18 protein-coding genes are annotated in these 19,861 nt (G+C 66.8%); 13 read left to right on the top strand and 5 right to left on the bottom strand.

Annotation, left to right across the window (positions count from 1 at the left end):
• The first annotated feature begins 14 nt into the window (after positions 1–14).
• The 12 genes from iolB to ACO06P_RS24880 all read left to right on the top strand — a co-directional run bounded on the left by iolB (position 15) and on the right by ACO06P_RS24880 (position 11,832).
• The gene (gene iolB / locus ACO06P_RS24935) at positions 15–818 is read left to right on the top strand and encodes a 5-deoxy-glucuronate isomerase (RefSeq protein WP_420347923.1); all 804 of its coding nucleotides are present in this window, start codon (positions 15–17) and stop codon (positions 816–818) included.
• Positions 819–1,067: 249 nt separating this feature from the next.
• Positions 1,068–2,357: an ankyrin repeat domain-containing protein gene (locus ACO06P_RS24930; protein ID WP_420347922.1), complete on the top strand. Its 1,290-nt coding sequence runs from the start codon at positions 1,068–1,070 to the stop codon at positions 2,355–2,357.
• A gap of 97 nt (positions 2,358–2,454) precedes the next feature.
• Entirely contained in the window at positions 2,455–2,739 is a 285-nt protein-coding gene (locus tag ACO06P_RS24925) for a DUF7660 family protein (RefSeq protein WP_420347921.1), read from the top strand.
• A gap of 423 nt (positions 2,740–3,162) precedes the next feature.
• Positions 3,163–3,399 carry a hypothetical protein gene (locus tag ACO06P_RS24920; RefSeq protein WP_420347920.1) on the top strand — a complete coding sequence of 79 codons (237 nt, stop codon included), beginning with the start codon at positions 3,163–3,165 and terminating at the stop codon, positions 3,397–3,399.
• Positions 3,400–3,542: 143 nt separating this feature from the next.
• On the top strand, positions 3,543–4,802 hold the full coding sequence (locus tag ACO06P_RS24915) for a sarcosine oxidase subunit beta family protein (RefSeq protein ID WP_420347919.1): 1,260 nt from the start codon (positions 3,543–3,545) through the stop codon (positions 4,800–4,802).
• 153 nt (positions 4,803–4,955) lie between these two features.
• Complete coding sequence (locus ACO06P_RS24910) at positions 4,956–5,258, top strand: sarcosine oxidase subunit delta (protein WP_420347918.1); 303 nt, start codon at positions 4,956–4,958, stop codon at positions 5,256–5,258.
• The gene (locus tag ACO06P_RS24905; protein ID WP_420347917.1) at positions 5,255–8,251 is read left to right on the top strand and encodes a sarcosine oxidase subunit alpha family protein; all 2,997 of its coding nucleotides are present in this window, start codon (positions 5,255–5,257) and stop codon (positions 8,249–8,251) included. The genes ACO06P_RS24910 and ACO06P_RS24905 overlap by 4 nt, the downstream gene beginning before the upstream one ends.
• Complete coding sequence (locus tag ACO06P_RS24900) at positions 8,244–8,840, top strand: sarcosine oxidase subunit gamma (protein ID WP_420347916.1); 597 nt, start codon at positions 8,244–8,246, stop codon at positions 8,838–8,840. Before ACO06P_RS24905 ends, ACO06P_RS24900 begins: the two co-directional genes overlap by 8 nt.
• A 74-nt stretch (positions 8,841–8,914) precedes the next feature.
• A complete protein-coding gene (locus ACO06P_RS24895) occupies positions 8,915–9,913 on the top strand; it encodes a LysR family transcriptional regulator (RefSeq protein ID WP_420347915.1) in 999 nt (332 codons plus the stop codon).
• Positions 9,910–10,629, top strand: coding sequence for a DUF1963 domain-containing protein (locus ACO06P_RS24890; protein WP_420347914.1), 720 nt, complete (start codon positions 9,910–9,912; stop codon positions 10,627–10,629). The genes ACO06P_RS24895 and ACO06P_RS24890 overlap by 4 nt, the downstream gene beginning before the upstream one ends.
• A gap of 61 nt (positions 10,630–10,690) precedes the next feature.
• Positions 10,691–11,437 (top strand): SDR family NAD(P)-dependent oxidoreductase, encoded by a 747-nt coding sequence (locus tag ACO06P_RS24885; RefSeq protein WP_420347913.1) that lies wholly within the window; start codon positions 10,691–10,693, stop codon positions 11,435–11,437.
• Positions 11,438–11,460: 23 nt separating this feature from the next.
• Positions 11,461–11,832 carry a glyoxalase superfamily protein gene (locus ACO06P_RS24880; RefSeq protein WP_420347912.1) on the top strand — a complete coding sequence of 124 codons (372 nt, stop codon included), beginning with the start codon at positions 11,461–11,463 and terminating at the stop codon, positions 11,830–11,832.
• Positions 11,833–11,848: 16 nt separating this feature from the next.
• Here the strand turns inward: ACO06P_RS24880 and pgi are convergent, their stop codons facing one another.
• From pgi to zwf, 5 genes are all read right to left on the bottom strand, one after another.
• Complete coding sequence (gene pgi, locus ACO06P_RS24875; RefSeq protein WP_420347911.1) at positions 11,849–13,504, bottom strand: glucose-6-phosphate isomerase; 1,656 nt, start codon at positions 13,502–13,504, stop codon at positions 11,849–11,851.
• 25 nt (positions 13,505–13,529) lie between these two features.
• Positions 13,530–14,168, bottom strand: a complete 639-nt coding sequence (eda, locus tag ACO06P_RS24870) for a bifunctional 4-hydroxy-2-oxoglutarate aldolase/2-dehydro-3-deoxy-phosphogluconate aldolase (protein ID WP_420347910.1) — start codon at positions 14,166–14,168, stop codon at positions 13,530–13,532.
• Positions 14,165–15,985, bottom strand: a complete 1,821-nt coding sequence (gene edd, locus ACO06P_RS24865; protein WP_420349678.1) for a phosphogluconate dehydratase — start codon at positions 15,983–15,985, stop codon at positions 14,165–14,167. The genes eda and edd overlap by 4 nt, the downstream gene beginning before the upstream one ends.
• 71 nt (positions 15,986–16,056) lie before the next feature.
• The gene (gene pgl / locus ACO06P_RS24860) at positions 16,057–16,761 is read right to left on the bottom strand and encodes a 6-phosphogluconolactonase (protein ID WP_420347909.1); all 705 of its coding nucleotides are present in this window, start codon (positions 16,759–16,761) and stop codon (positions 16,057–16,059) included.
• Between the two features lie 2 nt (positions 16,762–16,763).
• The gene (gene zwf / locus ACO06P_RS24855) at positions 16,764–18,239 is read right to left on the bottom strand and encodes a glucose-6-phosphate dehydrogenase (protein WP_420347908.1); all 1,476 of its coding nucleotides are present in this window, start codon (positions 18,237–18,239) and stop codon (positions 16,764–16,766) included.
• Between the two features lie 279 nt (positions 18,240–18,518).
• Between zwf and ACO06P_RS24850 the strand changes: the two genes are divergently transcribed.
• Positions 18,519–19,694 (top strand): PQQ-dependent sugar dehydrogenase, encoded by a 1,176-nt coding sequence (locus ACO06P_RS24850; protein WP_420347907.1) that lies wholly within the window; start codon positions 18,519–18,521, stop codon positions 19,692–19,694.
• Positions 19,695–19,861: the final 167 nt, after the last annotated feature.

Genomic DNA, 19,861 nt, shown 5'->3' with positions numbered 1-19,861 from the left:
ACGAGAGACCTGATATGCCCAAGCTCCTGGTGAAACCGCGAACCCCCGATGCCGACGGCGAGGTGCTCTCCGTCTCGCCGGAGTCTGCCGGCTGGCGCCATGTCGGCTTCAAGGTCTTCAAGCTAACGACCGGCCAGACCCTCGCCCGCGAGACCGGCGATCAGGAGGTCTGCCTGGTGCTGGTGACTGGCAAGGCGGACATCGAGGCCGGCGGCCAGAACTTTGCCGATCTGGGTGAGCGCATGTCGGTTTTCGAGGGCAAGGCCCCCTCCTCCGTCTATGTGCCCAACGGCGAGCGCTACAGCGTCACCGCCAGGACCGAGGTCGAACTCGCCGTCTGCTCGGCCCCCGGCGCCGGCACTCATCCGGTGCGCCTCATCGCGCCGGAGGACGTGGGCTTCGAGGAGCGCGGCCGCGGCACCAACCGGCGCCTGATCTACAACATCCTGCCGGAGACCGAGCCCGCCGACAGCCTGCTGGTGGTGGAGGTGATCACCCCCAACGGCAACTGGTCGAGCTATCCGCCGCACAAGCACGACACCGACAACATCCCGACGGAATCGAGCCTGGAGGAGACCTACTACCACCACCTGAACCCGCCCCAGGGCTTCGCCTTCCAGCGGGTCTACACCGACGACCGCTCCATCGACGAGACCATGGCCGTGGAAGACGGCAATTGCGTGATGGTGCCCCGCGGCTACCACCCGGTCGGCGCCCCCCACGGCTACGATCTCTACTACCTGAATGTGATGGCCGGCCCGGTGCGCCAATGGCACTTCAAGAACGACCCGGCCCATGACTGGATCATGAAGAAGTAGGGGCGGCTCTCTGCCACTCGGCCAAGGCGGAACAGAGACTCAACGCGCCACGCTCCTGTTGCGACGTCAGGCGATATAGGCCTGGAAATCTCTCCATCATCAACTTAACCTCATGGTTGAAATCACCTTGGAGAGTTGAGCGTTATGGTTCGCGCAGTAGCCCTGCCAGGAATCTTCTTCGGCATTGTCCTTAGTCTCACGTCCTGTGCGACTCAGCCGGTTGGCGGGTGCAAGCAACTCTGCGAGCCCATGTTCTGGCAGTCGGCGGGGCCGCTCGAAATCTCGGTTGAACTCGCAAGCGGCATCGACCCCAACGCCCGCAGCGACGCCGGCTACTCTGTGCTGCAGTACGCCGCGGCCCTCAGCGATAACCCCGAAGCGATCCGCTATCTGGTCGCTCAGGGCGCCGATCCGGATACGCCAAGCTGGCTGGGACTGTCGCCGCTCCATATGGCAGTCCTGTTCAATGACAACGTGGAGGTGGCCAGGGTGCTTCTGGAGGCGGGCGCCGACGTCGATGCCAAGGACAAAGAACGTGGCGGCACTCCGCTGCACCATGCCGGGCGCAAGCGAAACCCCGACGTCTACAGACTGCTCTTGTCGCATGGCGCCGATGTGCGTGCCAACGATGTCGCCTATGCAAAGCCTCTCCATTGGGTTGGCTATACAAAAGACGGCTTCTTCCCGAGGCTTTTTGCCGAATCACCGCCGTTCGACCTCGCGCTGATAGAGAACGCCGATCCTTCCGACTCGCCAACCCATGGGGCGCGTGGGCAGGAGGTCGGTGCGCTTCTGTTGGCCGCGGGCGCAAAGGTCAACGATCAGAATTGGCTTAAAGCCTCCGCCCTGCATTACGCTGTGGCTTACGAAAACGACCCTCAGTTCATCGAGTTCCTGCTGGACCAAGGAGCTGATCTTCACGCCGTTGCGCACAGAGGCCGGACCCCTCTCCACCAGGCGACCGCCTTCAGCCCCAACCCCCAAATTGTGGAGTTGTTGATCGATCGCGGTGCGAACATAGCGGCTTTGGCCGAAGACCAGATGACCCCCTTGCATACGGCTGCCGTTACAAGCACCGAGCCAGGAGTCATTCGAGTTCTGATGGAACGCGGGGCCGACATCTCGGCCAAGGCAGGGGAATTCGGCCCGCCGCTCAACTGGGCTGCCGCCTTCAACAACGATGCCTCCATCGCCCTTGCTCTGATCGATGCCGGGGCCGACGTCAACTCTCGCTACGGACCGCAGGACTACGCTCCACTGCATCTGGCCACGTACCGGAACCACAACACTTCGGTCATGACTGCTCTGCTGGACCGTGGCGCCGATGTGAACCTGCGATCCGGGAACGGCGGAACAGCCCTGCACCTCGCAGCAGCCTATGCCATGGGGCCGGAAGAGATCGACCTGCTGCTCGACCGCGGGGCCGATGCGACCATAGAAGCCAAGGGTGGAAGCGATGCCTATGACTCGGGGAGCTTTAATGCAGACATAAGGGGGACCGCCGTACTGGAGCGGCTGAGAAAGGCCGCCGGGCGGTAATGGTCTCCGGATGACCAGCGCCTGCGACGCGCAGTTTCTAGGGTGACATAGCCGGCTCGGATCGCCAAAGGCATTTAAAAAACGATCCGGCCCCCGAGTGGATCATGAAGAAGTGAGCCCAACGACGAAAGAACCTGAGGATTTGATTCCCCAGATCCAGACAAAGCAGGACTTCATCGAATTCATGCAGGTGCTTCGATGTGACCTAGAGGAACATCCGGAACGCTGGGAAAACCTCACTCTTCACGACTTCCTGCAAGCCATAGAAGCTTGGGTAGGATCAATGGAAAACATAAACAAGAACCTGAGATCAGCACCGCGAGAGGAACCGGATTGGCAGACGGTCGCTGAGATATTGTTTGCAGCCAGCATGTACGAATAGAAGATCCGTAGAAAACATCTCAGTCGTAAAAGCCTCTTCAGAAAACGATCACGCTCTCAATGGGCGCCTCCGGATCGTCCTTTGCGAGCGATGCCCGGACGCCGACGCCAAGCTGATAGGCCGTGAGAGTATCGACGTCGACAGCCAAGTCCGCGCCCAGGCCTGGTCAGTAATGCCCTTGGTTCAGCAAAGGCGAATTGACCGGGCCAACCTTGATCGATTGGCTGTCTTTGGGCTTGAAGCCCCGTGTAAAGCGTGAGTACCGCGCGGATCCGATCGCAAACGCACAAAGCTGAATTCAATATGAGCCTCGCAATGCTCTTAGTGTTGGCGATGCAGTCGTCACCTAATGTTTCGTTGGACCCACAACAGGTCTGCAGTTCTCAACGAAGCTTGCTGATATCGCAATCAGTGAAGACTGGCATGCACCGGACCGATGTTGAGGCATTCCTGACCGATGGTGGATTTCAGTTCACGTTTCTCCCAGACTTCAGTAGCGAAGGTCTCCGCCTTGAGAGTTTAGCCGGTGCGATTTTGGTCTCCGTGCCGCTACCAAAGACCAGTCAATGGGTCAAAGCGGATGAGTTAACCGTTATAGAGATCGACAATCAGCAAACCGTTTCGACTGCCAAATGCAGAATTGTTCTTGAAGGGCCGTGAAGTCCCGCATCACCAGCCACAATCCGCCTTCATCACCCCAGCCGATCCGGCCCATCGGAAATCGCGATGGCGCGGGCGCTTTCTGGACGGCGGCGGTCGCGCCGGTGCAAATGGGTCCGGGAGAACAGCCCTAGTCTGGAGCCATGGCGCGCTATTCGATCTTTTCCCTGCTCGGCAATGCCCTGACAGGCAACCGCAGGTGGCAGCGGGTCTGGCGTTCGCCGGAGCCGAAGCCGGCCTACGACGTTGTTATCGTCGGCGGCGGCGGCCACGGGCTGGCGACGGCCTACTACCTGGCCAAGGAGCACGGCATCACCAACGTGGCGGTGCTGGAAAAGGGCTGGCTCGGCAGCGGCAACATCGGCCGCAACACCACCATCGTGCGCTCCAACTACCTGCTGGAGCCCAACGCCCGCTTCTACGAGCACTCCATGAAGCTCTGGGAGGGCCTTTCCCAGGACCTGAACTACAACGTCATGTTCTCCCAACGCGGCGTTCTGAACCTGGCCCACACGCCGGGCCAGATGGACAGCTACGCCCAGCGCGGCAACGCCATGCGCCTGCACGGCATCGACGCCGAGCTGCTGGGCCGTGAAGAGGTCGCGAAGTTCGCCCCCGGATTGGACATGTCCCGCAGCGCGCGCTTTCCCATCGAGGGCGGCCTGCTGCAGCCGCGCGGCGGCACCGCGCGCCACGACGCGGTGGCCTGGGGCTATGCCTACGGCGCCGACAGTCGCGGCGTCGACATCATCGAGAACTGCGAGGTCACCGGCTTCCTGCGCGAGGGCGGCGCCATCGTCGGGGTCGAGACCAGCCGCGGCACCATCCGCGCCGGCAAGGTGGGGGTGGCCGTCGCCGGCAATTCCTCGGTGGTGCTTGAAAAGGCGGGGCTCAACGGCCTGCCCATCGAAAGCCACGTGCTGCAGGCCTTCGTTTCGGAGCCGCTGAAGCCCCTCATCGACAGCGTCGTGACCTACGGCGCGGGGCACCTTTACATTTCCCAGTCCGACAAGGGCGGGCTGGTCTTCGGCGGTGACATCGACGGCTACAACTCCTACGCCCAGCGCGGCAACCTGCCGATCATCAAGCAGGTGGCCGCCGCTGCCGTCACCATGTTTCCCAACCTGGCGCGCCTGCGCCTCGTGCGGCACTGGGGCGGCATCATGGACATGTCCATGGACGGCAGCCCGATCATCTGCAAGGGCCCCGTCGAGGGGCTCTACATCAACGCCGGCTGGTGCTACGGCGGCTTCAAGGCAACCCCGGCCTCGGGCTGGTGCTTTGCCTCGACCATCGCCAACGGCCAGGCCCACGCGCTGAACGCGGCCTTCACCCTGGAGCGTTTCTGCCAGGGCCGCGTGATCGACGAGCGCGGCGCCGGCCCGCAGCCGCGGCTGCACTGAGGGTTAAACGATGAAGGTCAGTTCGTCATCCACCCTTCGAGACGGCGCTTCGCGCCTCCTCAGGGTGAGGCTTGAGACCCAAAAAGCCAGCCTCATGGTGAGGAGCCCCGCAGGGGCGTCTCGAACCATGACGAGGGCCGAAGGAGCGGAAGGATGCTGATCCCTTGCCCCCACTGCGGCCTGCGCGACGTCGGCGAGTTCACCTACGGCGGCGACGCCACCAAGGAACGGCCCGATCCGGGAAGCACTTCGGCAACGGAGTGGTGCGACTACGTCTTCGCGCGGGAAAATCCGCGCGGCCCCCATCTGGAGTATTGGCACCATACCCAGGGCTGCAGGCTTTGGCTGAAGGTGCGCCGGAACACCGCAACTCACACAATCGAAAGCGCAGAGGTGGTCGGTCCCTGGGCCGGGGCGGAGGAGCGTCGGCGCGACAAAGGACAGGACGTGGCATGAGCGGCTACCGCCTGCCCTCCGGCGGCCTGATCGACCGCAGCCGCCCGCTCAGCTTCACCTTCGACGGCAGGCGCTACCAGGGCTTCGCCGGCGACAGCCTCGCCTCGGCGCTGCTGGCCAACGGCGTCGACTTCTTAGGGCGCAGCTTCAAGTACCACCGCCCGCGCGGGCTGTTCTCCGCCGGAGTGGAGGAACCCAACGCGCTGGTCACCCTGCGCAGCGGCGCGCGCAGCGAGCCAAACTGCAAGGCGCCTGTTGTGGAGCTCTTCGAAGGGCTGGAGGCGCGCAGCCAGAACCGCTGGCCCTCCCTCGGCCTCGACGTCATGGCGGTCAACGGCCTGGCCGGGCCCCTGCTCTCCGCCGGCTTCTACTACAAGACCTTCATGGGCCCGACTCGCAAGGCCTGGATGCTTTACGAGCACTTCATCCGCAAGGCCGCCGGCATGGGCGCCGGAACGCTGGTGCCCGACCCGGACCGCTACGAGGACATGAACGCCTTCGCAGACGTGTTGATCGCAGGCGCCGGGCCGGCGGGCCTGATGGCGGCTCTGGCCGCCGCCGGCAGCGGCGCAAGGGTCATCCTGGCCGACGAGCAGGCGGAGATGGGCGGCAACCTGCTCGGCAGCGGCCTTCCGGTCGGAGAGGTCGGCGGCAATGCCTGGTGCCGCTCGGCCCTGGCAGTGCTGGCCGCCCTGCCGAATGTCACCCTGCTGCCGCGCACGACGGTCTACGGCACCTACGACGACAACACCTTCGGCGCCGTGGAGCGGGTCGCCGATCATCTGGCCGCACCGCCGGAGGGTGCGCCGCGCCAGCGCCACTGGACGATCCGCGCAAAGCGGCTGGTGATCGCCGCCGGCGCCATCGAACGCCCCTTGGTCTTCGCCGACAACGACCGCCCGGGGATCATGCTGGCCGATGCGACGCGGGTCTATGTCGAGCGCTACGGCGTCGCACCGGGCCGCCGGGTCGCGCTCTTCGCCAACCATGACGGCGCCTATCGAACCCTCACCGCCCTCGCCGCCGCCGATGTTCCTGTCGTCGCTGTCATCGACCCGCGCCAGTCGATCGGCACAGCCGCCCGCGCCGCCGCCGAAGCGGCCGGCGCCGAGGTCCTGACCGGCCATGTTGTCACGCGGGCCCTCGGCGGGCGGCGGCTGACCGGCATCGACGTTGCCGCCTATGACCCCGATGCGGGCGTGACCGGCCCTGCCACCCGGACCCTCGCCGTCGACTTCCTGGCGGTCAGCGGGGGCTGGACCCCGACCATCCACTTGGCCAGCCAGGCCAGCGGCCCGGCGCGTTGGGATGAGACCCTGGCCGCCTTCCTGCCCGGCGAACCGGCCCAGCCCTGGATCGCCGCCGGCGCCTGCAACGGCGAAATGGCGACATCGGCCTGCCTGGCCGCCGGCGCCCGGGCCGGCGCCGAGGCGGCGCGCGCCTGCGGCTTCTCGCCTTCGCCGGTCTCGATCCCGGCGGTGACAGAGCAGCTCGTCTGCGACGGCATCCTGCCGCTTTGGGACGCCCGCCTGCCGAAGGGTGGAGGCAAGGCCTTCGTCGACCTGCAGCACGACGTCACGGCGTCGGATGTCAGCCTCGCCCACCGGGAGGGCTTCCGCTCCGTCGAGCACCTGAAGCGCTACACCACCCTCGGCATGGCCACCGACCAGGGCAAGACCTCCAACATGGCGGGCCTGGCGCTGATGGCCCACGAGCGCGGCCTGACCATCCCGGAAGTGGGTACCACCCGCTTCCGCCCACCCTACACGCCGGTCAGCCTCGGTGCCCTGGCGGGCCAGGCCCGCGGCGCCCACTTTCGCCCGCTGCGGCGCACGCCGCTGCACGACTGGCATGCGGCCGAGGGCGCCGACATGATGGAGGTCGGCCTCTGGCAACGCCCGCGGGTCTATCGCAAATCTGGTGAAAGCGTCGAGCAGGCCTACATCCGCGAGGCCCGCCAGGTGCGGGAAAGCGTGGGCATCGTCGACGTCTCCACCCTCGGCAAGATCGACGTCCAGGGGCCGGACGCGGCGGAGTTCCTGAACCGCGTCTATTCCAACGGTTTCCTGAAGCTGCCGGAGGGCAAGGCGCGCTACGGCCTGATGCTGCGCGAGGACGGTTTCCTCTGGGACGATGGCACCACCTGGCGCCTCGGCGAGCATCGCTTCCTCATGACCACCACCACGGCCAACGCCGCCCCGGTGCTCGCCCAGCTCGAGTTCCTGCTGGCGGCGGTCTGGCCGGAGCTGAAGGTGGCGGTCACCTCCGTCACCGAGCAGTGGGCCGCCATGGCGGTTTCCGGCCCCAAGACCCGCGACGTCCTGGCGGCGGTCGTCGACGACATCGACATGACCAACGAAGCCTTCCCCTTCATGGGCGTGCGCGCGGGACATCTGGACGGCATTCCGGTGATCGTGGCGCGGCTCAGCTTCTCCGGCGAGCTGGCCTACGAGGTCTACTGCGGCGCGCACTCCGGCGAGGCTGTCTGGCGCAGGATCCTGGCGGCCGGCCGGGACCACGACATCGTCGCCTATGGCCTGGAGGCTCTCGGCACGCTGCGCATCGAAAAGGGCCACGTGGCCGGACCGGAACTGGACGGCCGCACCACGGCGGAAGACCTGGGCCTGGCGGCTATGACCTCGCGCAAGAAGGACTACATCGGCAGCGCCATGCTGGACCGCGAAGGCCTGACCGATCCCAAGCGCCTGAAGCTGGTCGGCTTCGTCTCCCGCGACGGCCAGCCGGTGCGCTCCGGTTCCCATCTGGTGGCCGCCGACGACAGCGCCAGTCCGCCGCGCAGCCTGGGCCACGTCACCTCCTCGACCTACAGCCCGGCGCTGGAGAAATACATCGCCCTCGGCCTTCTGGAGGACGGACGCGAGCGCATCGGCCAGGAACTGATCGCCAGCTATCCCCTGAAAGGCCACAGGGTCGAGGTGGAGGTTGTCTCCTCCCACTTCTTCGATCCCGAAGGGAGCCGGATGCATGTCTGACCTGCTGTCTCCCCTGCAGGGCCACAGCGAGCCCCGGGTCGTGGGCGCCCGCCAGGGCGAAGCCGGTGTGGTGCTGAGCGAGCGGCGCATCGTCAGCCTGGTGCAGGTTGCCGCCTGGCCGGACAGTCTGGCGCAGGTGGAGGACGCCCTCGCCTCCCTCACCCACTGCGCCCCGCCGCAGCGCAGCACCGGCTCCAGCGCCCGGGAGGGCACGGTGCTCATGGCTATCGGCCCCGGGCGGTTCCTGATCGAAAGCACCGACCCGGGCCTCGCCGCCAAGCTCGCCGAGGTGATCCCCGCGCCGCTGGGTGCAGTCACCGACCTTAGCCATGCTCGCAGTGTGATACGCATCGCCGGGCCGAAGGCGGCCTGGGTGCTGGCCAAGGGCCTCGCCATCGACTTGGACCCTGCGCGCTTCCCGCCCCTGGAGGTCGCCCAGTCGGCGATCCACGAAGTGGGCGTGCTGGTGCGACGGATTTCTGACGGCAGCTTCGACCTTTATGTCTTCCGCGGCTTCGCGCTATCGTTCTGGGACTGGCTGACCGAGGCGGCGGCCGAGACCGGCTATCGCGTCGATCCGCCCGCCTAGGTCTAGGAGCCAGCGTGTAACCGCATGGCCGCGAAGCGGCCCGAAGGCCCGGGAATCGCTTCGACTGTTTTCTCATGGATCTTCCACAAGGCTTTGATCTAAAGGCAATCCGTGTTTTCGTAATGGTGGCGGAAACCGGCGGCATGACGCCGGCGGCCAAGCAATTGGGCCTGACCCAGTCCACCGTCTCCCAGATCGTCGGCAATCTGGAAGAGGCACTCGGAACGCCGCTCTTCGACCGCGCCGTCCGGCCGCTGGCGCTGACCGCCGCCGGCACCACCTTCTACGAACGCGGGCGGGTGATGCTTGCCGAGGCCGGCGACCTGCTGCGCAGCCTGCGCGGGGGCCAGTCGGAACCGCTCAGCAGCCTCACCCTCGCCATGGCCGACAGCCTCGCCAACGCGGTGGGCCCGGCGCTGGTGGCCGAGCAGCGCGCCCTCGCCAGACGCTGGCGCATCTGGGCCGGCATCTCGCCCGACAATCACGCGGCGCTGATGAACCGAACGGTGGACGCCGTGGTCACCACCACCGACGAACTGGATGGGATCGAGGGTCTGGAGTCCCTGCCGATCCTCACCGAACCCTTCGTGCTGGTGCTGCCGGCCAGCTACCAGGGGCCGGTGGAGCCGCTGGAGGCGATGACCGAACTGCCCTTCGTGCGCTACTCCCTGCGCTCGGCCATCGGGCGCCAGATTGAAGGACAGCTGAACCGCCTGCGGCTGTCCGTGCCCATCGGCGCCGAATTCGACACGGCGGCCAGCCAGCTCACCGCCGTCGGCGACGGCATGGGCTGGTCGCTCTCGACGCCGCTCTGCCTGCTACAGGAACGCGGCCGGCTGGATCGCCTGCGCGTCGAGCCCATGACCCGCGGCCGCTTCTCCCGCCCCATCGCGCTGGTCGCCCGGCGCGGCGATCTCGGCAGCACCACCGAGGTCCTGGCCGCAGCCATCCGCCGCATTTTGAGAGAGCGCTGCCTGCCGGAACTCTTCGCCGCCCTGCCCTGGCTGGCCAAGGACATCGTCTGGCCGGATGAGCCGCTCCATGATCCAGAGCGGTCAGAAACGGCGCTATGACGGACGAGACAAGCGAGCAGCACTGGAAAAGCAAACTTGCGCGGTCGGCCATGGTCGCTGCGCTGGGCGGAAAACCATCTAACGACCCTCTGGCCTCCTGGTTCGGGCGTGTATCGGTGGGCTCCGAGGGTGAGCTCTGGCCCCGGTTCCGGGGACGCCCTCTTGCCCCCATCTGTCAGATCAACCTTTCGCAGCTGCGCGAAAGGCCCGCCGCTTTAGACGGTATCGCCTTCATGACAGTCTTCGTCACCCCTGACTTTGCGTACATTGACACCTTCCATGCAGACGAACCCATGCCCACCGACGACATTGGTTGGTGCCTTCGCAGCTATGCGTCGCTGGATCGCTTGGTGCCCTTGAAGGCTCCGGCGCTTGACCGCTGCCCGCGCGCTTTCCCCATTTCCTTCGGCAAGGTGGTGGACGATTATCCCACGCACGATCTCCTGCCAGGCGAGATGCCCGATGACCTGAAGGCGCGCTACTACGATCTCGGCTGGGAAAAGAACTGGGCCAACACGAAGCTTGGCGGCTGGCCAAGCTGCTGCCAGTCGGAGCCCAACTGGCACTACTCTCCGGAAATGGAGGGCTTCGAGTTTGCATTGCAGATCGCGAGCGAACCGAAGGCGGAATGGTCCTGGGGTGATGGCGGCGTGATCTGTATCGCTCGACACAAGACACAGCGCAGCCGCTGGGCACTCGATTGGCAATGCTATTGAGCGTGGCAGCCACATGTGACGTATAGCTGCATGACCATGTTTAACGAGAAGAGCGAGACCCATGGCCAGTCTGAACGGTAAGCGCGCGATCATCACCGGCGGCGGCAACGGCATCGGCGCGGCGGCGGCGATCCTCTTTGCACAGGAGGGAGCCGCGGTGACGATCCTGGAGATTGACCGCGCGGCGGGAGAACGCAGCGCCGCGGCGGCAGAGGCCGCAGGCGGCAAGTGTCTTTTCATCGAAACAGACATCACTGAGCCGGAGGCGGTCGAGGCAGCAGTCGGGCAGGCGGTGGAGCGCTTCGGCGGGCTCGAGGTGCTCTACAACAACGCTGGCGGCGCTACGGTGCGCGACGGCAGCCTTGTCGATATGCCGCTGGAGGAGTTCTGGCGCACGATCTCCGTAGATCTCTACGGCAGCTTCCTCGCCTGCCGCTTCGCCCTGCCGCACATCAAGGCCACAGGCGGCGGATCGATCATCAACACAACGTCGATCCGCGCCATGAAAGGCACGGAGGGGGCCGACGCCTACTCAGCCGCCAAGGGCGGGATCGTGGCCCTCACCAAGGCCATGGCCCTGCAGTGGGGTCCGCAGGGCATCCGCGTCAACGCCATCGCGCCGGGCCCGGTGCTGACCGAACGCACCCGCGGACTCGGCATGACCGAGGAACCGGGCGCCCAGTGGGGCGGCGTGCGCCCGGGCCAGCCGGAGGAAGTGGCGGCCATGGCGCTCTTCCTCGCGTCGGATGCCGCCGCCTACGTGAACGGCGCCATCATTCCCGTGGACGGCGGCGCCGCAGCCTTCTGAGGAACAACACAGGAGCAGTCGCCGTGTCCGGTCTCTCCCACCCCACACCTGTCCTGCGCATCTTCGACGAAGCCAAGGCGCGGGAGTTCTACGTCGACTGGCTGGGCTTCGCGATCGACTGGGAGCATCGCTTCGGCGACGACTTCCCGATCTACCTGCAGGTTTCGCAGGGCGACTGCGTGCTGCATCTTTCCGAGCATCATGGCGATGCCACGCCGGGCAGCCACCTGCGCATCGTCTGCGACGACATCGACGGCTTCGCCGCCGCGCTGCGTGCCAAAGACTACAAGTACGGCAAACCGGGCGCGCCGGAGGAAAAGCCCTGGGGCACGCGGGAGATCCTGCTCACCGACCCCTTCGGCAACCGCCTCGCCTTTTCAAGCCCGCCCAAATAGGCACGCAGCCTGCGCCTCAGCCGCCGCGCAGCCTGACGATCTCGTTCAGCAGGCCCAGGGTCGAAGCATCGCGGTCCGCGATGACGGCTTCGCCTTTGACCATGGGCAGCAGTTCGCCGGCCAGTTGCTTGCCCAGTTCGACGCCCCACTGGTCGAAGGAGTTGATGTCCCAGATGCGGCCCTGGACGAAGACCTTATGCTCGTAGAGGGCGATCAGGCGGCCCAGGGTGCGGGGATCGAGCGTCTCGTAAAGCAGCGTGTTGCTGGGCCGATTGCCGGGAAAGACCTTGTGGGGCGTGAGCGCGGCAACCGCCTCGGCGGCGAGGCCGGCCGCCGTCAGTTCGGCGGCGGCTTCCTCCGCCGTGCGGCCGCGCATCATGGCTTCGCTCTGGGCCAGGCAGTTGGCGAGCAGGATCGGATGATGGGCGCCGAAGGTACCCTCTGTCTCCTCCTGCGCCGCGGCGGCGGCCAGAAAGTCGCAGGGGATGATGTCGCTGCCCTGGTGCAGCAGTTGATAGAAGGCGTGCTGGCCGTTGGTGCCGGGCTCGCCCCAGACCACCGGGCCGGTCGCCTGGGCGACCGCCTCCCCGCCCCGGGTCACGCGCTTGCCGTTGGACTCCATGTCGAGCTGCTGAAGATAGGCGGCAAAGCGCTCCAGGCGCTGGTCGTAGGCCAGCACCGAATGGGCACCGAATCCCCAGAGGTTGCGATACCAGACCCCCAGCAGGGCCATGACGACGGGCATGTTCTCGGCCAGCGGCGCCCTGCGGAAGTGCTCGTCCATCTCGAAGGCGCCCTGCAGGAACTCGGCAAAGCGCGTCGGCCCGATGGCGATCATGACGGGCAGGCCGATGGCCGACCAGACCGAGTAGCGCCCGCCGACCCAGTCCCAGAAGCCGAAGGCCCGGGCCGGATCGATACCGAAGGCGGCCACCGCTTCGAGGTTCGTGGAGAGCGCGGCGAAGTGCTGAGCCACGGCCGCTTCGCCAAGATCGGCCACCAGCCAGGCGCGCGCCGAGCGGGCGTTGGTCATGGTCTCCTGGGTGGTGAAGGTCTTGGACGCGACCAGGATCAAGGTACGCCGGGGGTCGAGGCCCCGCAGCGTGTCCGCCAGGTGCGCCCCGTCGACGTTGGAGACGAAGTGACAGGTGATGTCCTGGTGGCCGTAAGGCTTGAGCGCCCGGTAGACCATGGCCGGCCCCAGGTCGGAACCGCCGATACCGATGTTGACCACATCGGTGAAGCGCCCGCCGCCGGCCGGAGCGATGCCGCCGTCGCGAACGCCGTTCGCAAACTCCGCCATGGCGCCCAGCACGGCGCGGACGTCGCCCATCACGTCGCGCCCGTCGACCATCACCGCGCGGTCGCTGCGGTTGCGCAGGGCCGTGTGCAGAACCGCCCGCCCCTCGGTCAGATTGATCTTCTCCCCGTCGAACATGGCGTCACGGGCGGCCTCGATCCCGGCTGCCTCCGCCAAGGCCACCAGTTTCTCCATCGTCTCCGGAACGATGCGGTTCTTGGAGTAGTCGAGCAGCAGATCGTCGAGGCGCAGGGAGAAGCGGGCGAAGCGCTCCGGGTCCTCTGCAAAGAGATCGCGCATATGGCGGTCATTCATCTGCGTCTGATGGGCGCGCAGATCGTCCCAGGCCGCGGCGAGGGCTGCTGTCGTCATCGGGGGATCCTTCCGGTTCTTGGGTTCAGGCTGTGAGCCCGGCAGCATCGCGCGCCAAGGCCTCGATGGCCGCCCAGTCGCCCGCCGCCACCTTGTCGCCCGGCGCCACCCAGGAGCCACCGACGCAGACGACACTCGGCAGGGCCAGATAGCTGCCGGCACTGTCGCGCGCGATGCCGCCGGTGGGACAGAAGCGGATGGCCGACAGTGGCGAAGCCAGGGACTTCAGGTAGGCAACGCCGCCTGCCGGCTCGGCGGGAAAGAACTTCTGAAAGCGGTAGCCCTGTTCCAGCAGGGACATGGCTTCGCTGGCCGAAGCCGCACCCGGCAGCAGAGGAACGTCGCAGTCCGCCGCTGCGGCCAGCAGCCGTGGCGCGGCGCCGGGGGAAACCATGAAGCGGGCACCGGCATCCACCGCCTGGGCCAACTGATCGGCGTTGAGGACGGTCCCCGCACCGACCACCGCACCCTCGACCTCCTGCGCCACCGCCTTGACCGCATCGACCGCGGCCGGGGTGCGAAAGGTGATTTCGATGGCTTTCAGCCCGCCAGCCACCAGCGCCCGCGCCAGGGGTACGGCGGAGGCGGCATCGTCGATCACCAGCACCGGCACCACCGGCGCCAGCTTCAGGACCGCCTCGATCCCCGCCTGGTGCCCGGTCATAGACCCGCTCCGAAAACGTGGGCACCGAGGTCGGCCGGGCCCGCAGCCGCGCGGAAAGGTGCAAAGAGCTCCCGCCCGAGACCGACGTGGCTGGCGGAGAGATCCTCACTGGCCAAATCGCGGCGGGCCCATTCTTCCGCCGGCACATCGACCGTCAGGGTCCCAGCCACCGCGTCGAGTTTCACGACGTCACCGTCACGCAGCCTGGCAATGGGGCCGCCGCAGGCCGCCTCCGGCGTCACGTGGATCGCCGCCGGCACCTTGCCGGAGGCACCGGACATGCGCCCGTCTGTCACCAGCGCGACCTTGAAACCACGGTCCTGCAGGACGCCCAGCGGCGGGGTGAGCTTGTGCAGCTCCGGCATGCCGATGGCCTGCGGTCCCTGGAAGCGCACCACGGCGATGAAGTCCTTCTCCAGTTCCCCTGCCTTGAAGGCGGCCATGAGGGCGTCCTGGGAATGGAAGATGACCGCCGGCGCCTCGATTACATGGCGTTCCGGCTTCACCGCGGAGACCTTGATGACGGCCCGTCCGAGATCGCCGTCCAGAACCTTCAGGCCGCCGTTGGGCGAGAAGGCCTTTGCAACCGGCGCCAGGACCGCCTCGTCATAGCTTGTCGTTGCGGCCGGCTGCCAGGTGACGCTGCCGTCGTCGCCGAGCCTGGGCTCCTGGCGGTAGAGGTCGAGCCCCTGCCCCCAGACGGTGGTGACGTCGCCGTGCAGCAGCCCCGCGTCCAGCAGTTCGGAGATCAGGAAGCCCATCCCGCCCGCGGCGTGGAAGTGGTTCACATCGGCCAGGCCGTTGGGATAGATCCGCGCCATCAGCGGCACAACGTCGGAAAGCTCCGAGAGGTCGTCCCAGGTGAGGTCGATGCCTGCCGCCGCCGCCATGGCCACCAGGTGCATGGCGTGGTTGGTGGAACCGCCGGTGGCATGCAGACCGACCACGCCGTTCACCACCGCGCGCTCGTCGATCACCTCGCCGGCGGGCGTGTAGGCATTGCCGAGGGCGGTGATGGACAGCGCCCGCTTGGTGGCCTCGGCCGTTAGCGCATCGCGCAGCGGCGTGTTGGGGTTGACGAAGGAAGCGCCGGGCAGATGGAGGCCCATGATCTCCATCAGCATCTGGTTGGAGTTGGCCGTGCCGTAGAAGGTGCAGGTGCCGGGGCTGTGGTAGGACTCGGACTCCGCTTCCAGCAGTTCGTCGCGGCCGACCTTGCCCTCGGCATAGAGCTGGCGGATACGCGCCTTCTCGTCGTTGGGCAAGCCGGAGGGCATCGGCCCGGCGGGCACGAAGATCGCCGGCAGATGTCCGAAGGACAGCGCGGCGATCACCAGCCCCGGGACGATCTTGTCGCAGACCCCCAGGAAGACCGCGGCATCGAACATGTTGTGCGAGAGGCCGACGGCGGCGGAAAGCGCGATCACGTCGCGCGAGAACAGCGACAGCTCCATGCCCGGCTGGCCCTGGGTGACGCCGTCGCACATCGCCGGCACGCCGGCGGCCACCTGGGCGACGCCGCCGGCCTCCCGCGCCGCCTCTTTGATCAGCTCGGGAAAGCGCTCGAAAGGCTGGTGGGCGGAGAGCATGTCGTTGTAGGCGGTGACGATTCCCAGGTTCGGGACCACATCGCCCTTTAACGCCGCCTTGTCGGAAAGACCGCAGGCGGCAAAGCCGTGGGCCAGGTTGCCGCAGGACAGCGTGGTGCGCCGCGGCCCACCCTCTCCGGCGCGGCGGATGCGGTCCAGATAGGCCGACCGTTTGGACCTGCTGCGCTTCCGAATGCGCTCGGTCACGGCGGCAACGCGATCGTGCAGAGTCATCGACGCTCTCCTTGTTGTCTCACGAACCGCTCACCGCCGCTTCGCCGGCGGCTTCATCTGCGGCGTCAGGGGCACCAGAACACCTCCGGCGCGGCGGCCGGATGGCGCAGCACGGCGCGGACGGGCAGGTCTTCCGCAGGCCCGCTTCCCAGCGCCGTCTCCAGCACCACGGCCTTTTCCGCCCCCTCGATATGAAGATAGACCGCCCGGGCAGCGGCCACCACGGGCAAAGTCAGGGTGATGCGCGGCTCGCCGGCACCGTCGGCCCGCATCGGCAAGACCAGCGCCCCGGTTTCCGGGTCCAACGCTTCGGCCAGCCGGTCGCCGCCGGGAAAGAACGAGGCCGTATGCCCGTCGCCGCCCATGCCCAGCACCACGGCATCGAAGGGCAGCGGCAGCGCGGCGATGCGGGCGGCAATGGCGGGCGCACCCTCCTCCGGCGTCGGGGCTTCGTTCACCAGGCCGATAACGGACGCGGCCGCCGCCTTGTTCTGCAGCAAGCCGCGGCGCAGAAAACCTTCGTTGGAGCGCTCGTGGTCCGCGGGGACCCAGCGCTCGTCGACGAGAGTGACCGAGACCCTGGCCCAGTCCAACTCCACCTGAGAAAGGGCAGCGAAGAAACGCGCCGGCGTGCGCCCGCCCGAAAGCGCCAGGGACGCGGCCCCACGCGCGTCTATCCCGGACCTGAGGCCTGTGGCCACGGCATCGGCCAGAGCAGCCGCCAGGGCCTCGGCGTCGGGATAGTCATGGCGTGGGAGGGACGGATGCACCGCTAGGCTTCCTCGTGCCAGGTGCGCCCGTCGCGCTCGATCAGGGCGACGGAGGCGCTGGGGCCCCAGGTGCCCGCTGTGTAGGCCTTGGGCCTGTCGCCGGCAGCGCGCCAGGCGGCCAGGATCGGGTCTACCCAGTGCCAGGCGGCGTCGACCTCGTCGCGGCGCATGAAAAGGGTCGGGTTGCCGCGGATCACATCCATTAAGAGGCGCTCGTAGGCATCCGGATTGCGCCCGCCGAAGGCCTGGGCGAAGGACATGTCGAGCGGCACGTGGCGCAGGCGCATGCCGCCAGGACCCGGGTCCTTGATCATCAGCCAGAGCTTCACGCCCTCGTCAGGCTGCAGGCGGATGACCAGGCGGTTCGCTACGATGCCACCGGCGCCGCCCTCGAAGATCGAATGAGGGATCGGGCGAAAAGCGACGACGATCTCCGAAACCCGCTCCGCCAGGCGTTTGCCGGTGCGCAGGTAGAAGGGCACGCCGGACCAGCGCCAGTTGGCGATCTCGGCCTTCACGGCGACGAAGGTCTCGGTCGACGAGCCCTCGCTGCCGATCTCCTCCGCGTAAGACGGCACGGCCCCCCCGGCGGAGGCGCCGGCGCCGTACTGGCCCCGCACGGTCATGCGGTCGACATTGCTGCCGTCGATCGGCTCCAGCGCCTTCAGCACCTTCAGCTTCTCGTCGCGCACCGCATCGGCGTCCATGGACATCGGCGGCTCCATGGCGACCAGACAGAGGAGCTGCAGAATGTGGTTCTGCACCATGTCGCGCAGCGCGCCGGCGGTGTCGTAGTAGCCGCCGCGGCCTTCGACGCCGATGCTCTCGGCCACGGTGATCTGCACATGGTCGATATGGGCGGCGTTCCACAGCGGCTCAAAAAGCGCGTTGGCGAAGCGCAGCGCCATCAGGTTCTGCACCGTCTCCTTGCCCAGGTAGTGGTCGATGCGGAAGATCTGGTGCTCGTCGAAGACCGCGCCCACCGCGCCGTTGACCACCTGGGCGGTGTCGAAGTCCTTGCCGATGGGCTTCTCGATGACCGCGCGGGTGTTGCCGTGGATCAAGCCGGCCTTGCCGATGTTCCGGCAGATCGGCCCGAAGAGGTCGGGGTTCACCGCCAGGTAGAAGGCGCGCACCAGATCGGAGTCCCCGTTCAGGCGCGCCTTGAGGTCGGCCCATCCCGCCTCCCCGGTCCCGTCGACCGGGGCATAGGCGACCCGCCCCAGGAAGCGCGCCACCTCCTCTTCCGTGCGGTCCTCCGGGGCGACGAAGCGCTCAATGGCCTCCCGGGTTGCCGCCTTGAAGGCCTCATCAGTCATGTCGCGGCGAGACACGGCGAGGATGCGGCTGGGCCCGACGATCTGCCCGGCGCGGTCGCGCTGAAAGAGGGCCGGCAGCAGCTTGCGGTAAGCCAGATCGCCGGTGCCGCCGAAAACGATCAGTTCGAAAGGGTCGACGGGAATGGTCTGTGCGGTCAAGGCGCGCTCCCGAGAGGCAGAGAGGCTGGGAATTCGGACCCTCACCGAGGCATCTGGAGCCGTTGCAGGCGAAACACTGTCGCACAACGCCCGGTCGACTAACTCAACCTAGTTGAGGAATGTGCCGTTCATACCCGATTGCGACCCCGCTTGCCAATGGCCGATTTCCGCGCTGCACAAGAAAACCTGGCCGCCGGGCCGTTGATGCATTGGGAGTCTGGCCCCATGTCATGCAGCAACAGGCTTTCGCGCGAGCACGGAAAACAACAGGAGGCAGGCATGCGGCGGGTCAAGGCAGCAGCACTTCGGTGGGACGAACTGGCCCTGGTGCCCCCGACCCTCATGACCGCCGGGCTCCTGGCCCTTGCGGCAGTGGCGGCGGTCCCGGCCCAGTCCGCCGAGATAACCGAACAGTCGGAGCAGGCGGACTTCAAGGTCGTGCCTCTGACCGAAGGTCTAGACCATCCCTGGGGCCTCGCCTTCCTGCCCGATGGCGGCATGCTGATCACCGAGCGCAGCGGTGACCTGCGCCTCTTCAAGGACGGCAGGCTGGAATCCGGCGCCGTTGCCGGCGTGCCCGAAGTGGCGGCGCGCGGTCAGGGCGGCCTGCTGGATGTGGCGGTCCATCCGAGTTTCGCGGAAAACGGCCTCATCTACCTCTCCTACGCCGGCCCCGGCGAGGGCGGCGCCAGCACCGAAGTGGCGCGCGGGCGCCTTGACGGCATGACCCTGCAGGATGTCGAGGTGATCTTCCGCGCCACGCCCAAATCCGGCGGCACCGGCCACTTCGGCTCCCGCCTGGTCTTCGACCGCGACGGCAAGCTCTTCATCAGCCTCGGCGACCGCCGCCAGATCCGCGAGTCCCAGAACCTCGGGAACCACATCGGCACCGTCATCCGCCTCAACGACGACGGCAGCGTGCCGGAGGACAACCCCTTCCTCGGCCAGGCGGGCGCGCTTCCGGAGATCTACTCCTACGGCCACCGCAACGTTCAGGGTATGACCCTGCATCCGGTCAGCGGCGAGATCTGGTCTCACGAACACGGACCGCGCGGCGGCGACGAACTGAACCTCGTGAAGGCCGGCGCCAACTATGGCTGGCCGGTGATCACCTACGGCATCGACTACAGCGGTGCCATCATCACCGACAAGACCGAAGCGCCGGGCATGGAGCAGCCCATCGTCTATTGGGACCCCTCCATCGCCCCCAGCGGTATGGCCTTTTACGACGGCGACCAGTTCCCTGAGTGGCAAGGCGACCTCTTCATCGGCGCCCTGGCCCATCTGCACCTGCGCCGCCTGGAAATGGAGGGCGGACAGGTGGTCGGCCAGGAAAGCCTGCTGACGGGACTGAACGAGCGCATCCGCGATGTCCGCAACGGCCCGGACGGCTACCTCTACGTCCTGACCGACAGCTCCAACGGGCAGTTGCTGCGCCTGGAGCCGGCAAGCTAGAGACCCAGGATTCAATCGAGCAATATCCTCCTATATCACTTCAATTACTCTACATAAGATATTGATTTATATCGCATAAAAAATGACTTCTATCCTCGATTGAACGCTTTACCCTGATGTAGCGACCAAGGAGCGTGGACGGTAGCCGCCGCCCCACCATGTTTCCT

It is taken from the genome of Pelagibius sp., assembly GCF_965227505.1.
In the GTDB taxonomy this organism is placed as follows: domain Bacteria; phylum Pseudomonadota; class Alphaproteobacteria; order Kiloniellales; family Kiloniellaceae; genus Pelagibius.
Note: the sequence above shows the minus strand (reverse complement) of the source record. Positions and strands in the feature narration are given on the sequence as shown.

Excerpts from the sequence above, each read along its gene's own strand:
- iolB (WP_420347923.1), top strand. The coding sequence starts at position 15 with ATGCCCAAGCTCCTGGTGAAACCGCGAACCCCCGATGCCGACGGCGAG.
- ACO06P_RS24930 (WP_420347922.1), top strand. The coding sequence starts at position 1,068 with ATGTTCTGGCAGTCGGCGGGGCCGCTCGAAATCTCGGTTGAACTCGCA.
- ACO06P_RS24920 (WP_420347920.1), top strand. The coding sequence starts at position 3,163 with ATGCACCGGACCGATGTTGAGGCATTCCTGACCGATGGTGGATTTCAG.
- ACO06P_RS24915 (WP_420347919.1), top strand. The coding sequence starts at position 3,543 with ATGGCGCGCTATTCGATCTTTTCCCTGCTCGGCAATGCCCTGACAGGC.
- ACO06P_RS24910 (WP_420347918.1), top strand. The coding sequence starts at position 4,956 with ATGCTGATCCCTTGCCCCCACTGCGGCCTGCGCGACGTCGGCGAGTTC.
- ACO06P_RS24905 (WP_420347917.1), top strand. The coding sequence starts at position 5,255 with ATGAGCGGCTACCGCCTGCCCTCCGGCGGCCTGATCGACCGCAGCCGC.
- ACO06P_RS24900 (WP_420347916.1), top strand. The coding sequence starts at position 8,244 with ATGTCTGACCTGCTGTCTCCCCTGCAGGGCCACAGCGAGCCCCGGGTC.
- ACO06P_RS24895 (WP_420347915.1), top strand. The coding sequence starts at position 8,915 with ATGGATCTTCCACAAGGCTTTGATCTAAAGGCAATCCGTGTTTTCGTA.
- ACO06P_RS24890 (WP_420347914.1), top strand. The coding sequence starts at position 9,910 with ATGACGGACGAGACAAGCGAGCAGCACTGGAAAAGCAAACTTGCGCGG.
- ACO06P_RS24885 (WP_420347913.1), top strand. The coding sequence starts at position 10,691 with ATGGCCAGTCTGAACGGTAAGCGCGCGATCATCACCGGCGGCGGCAAC.
- pgi (WP_420347911.1), bottom strand. The coding sequence starts at position 13,504 with ATGACGACAGCAGCCCTCGCCGCGGCCTGGGACGATCTGCGCGCCCAT.
- eda (WP_420347910.1), bottom strand. The coding sequence starts at position 14,168 with ATGACCGGGCACCAGGCGGGGATCGAGGCGGTCCTGAAGCTGGCGCCG.
- ACO06P_RS24850 (WP_420347907.1), top strand. The coding sequence starts at position 18,519 with ATGCGGCGGGTCAAGGCAGCAGCACTTCGGTGGGACGAACTGGCCCTG.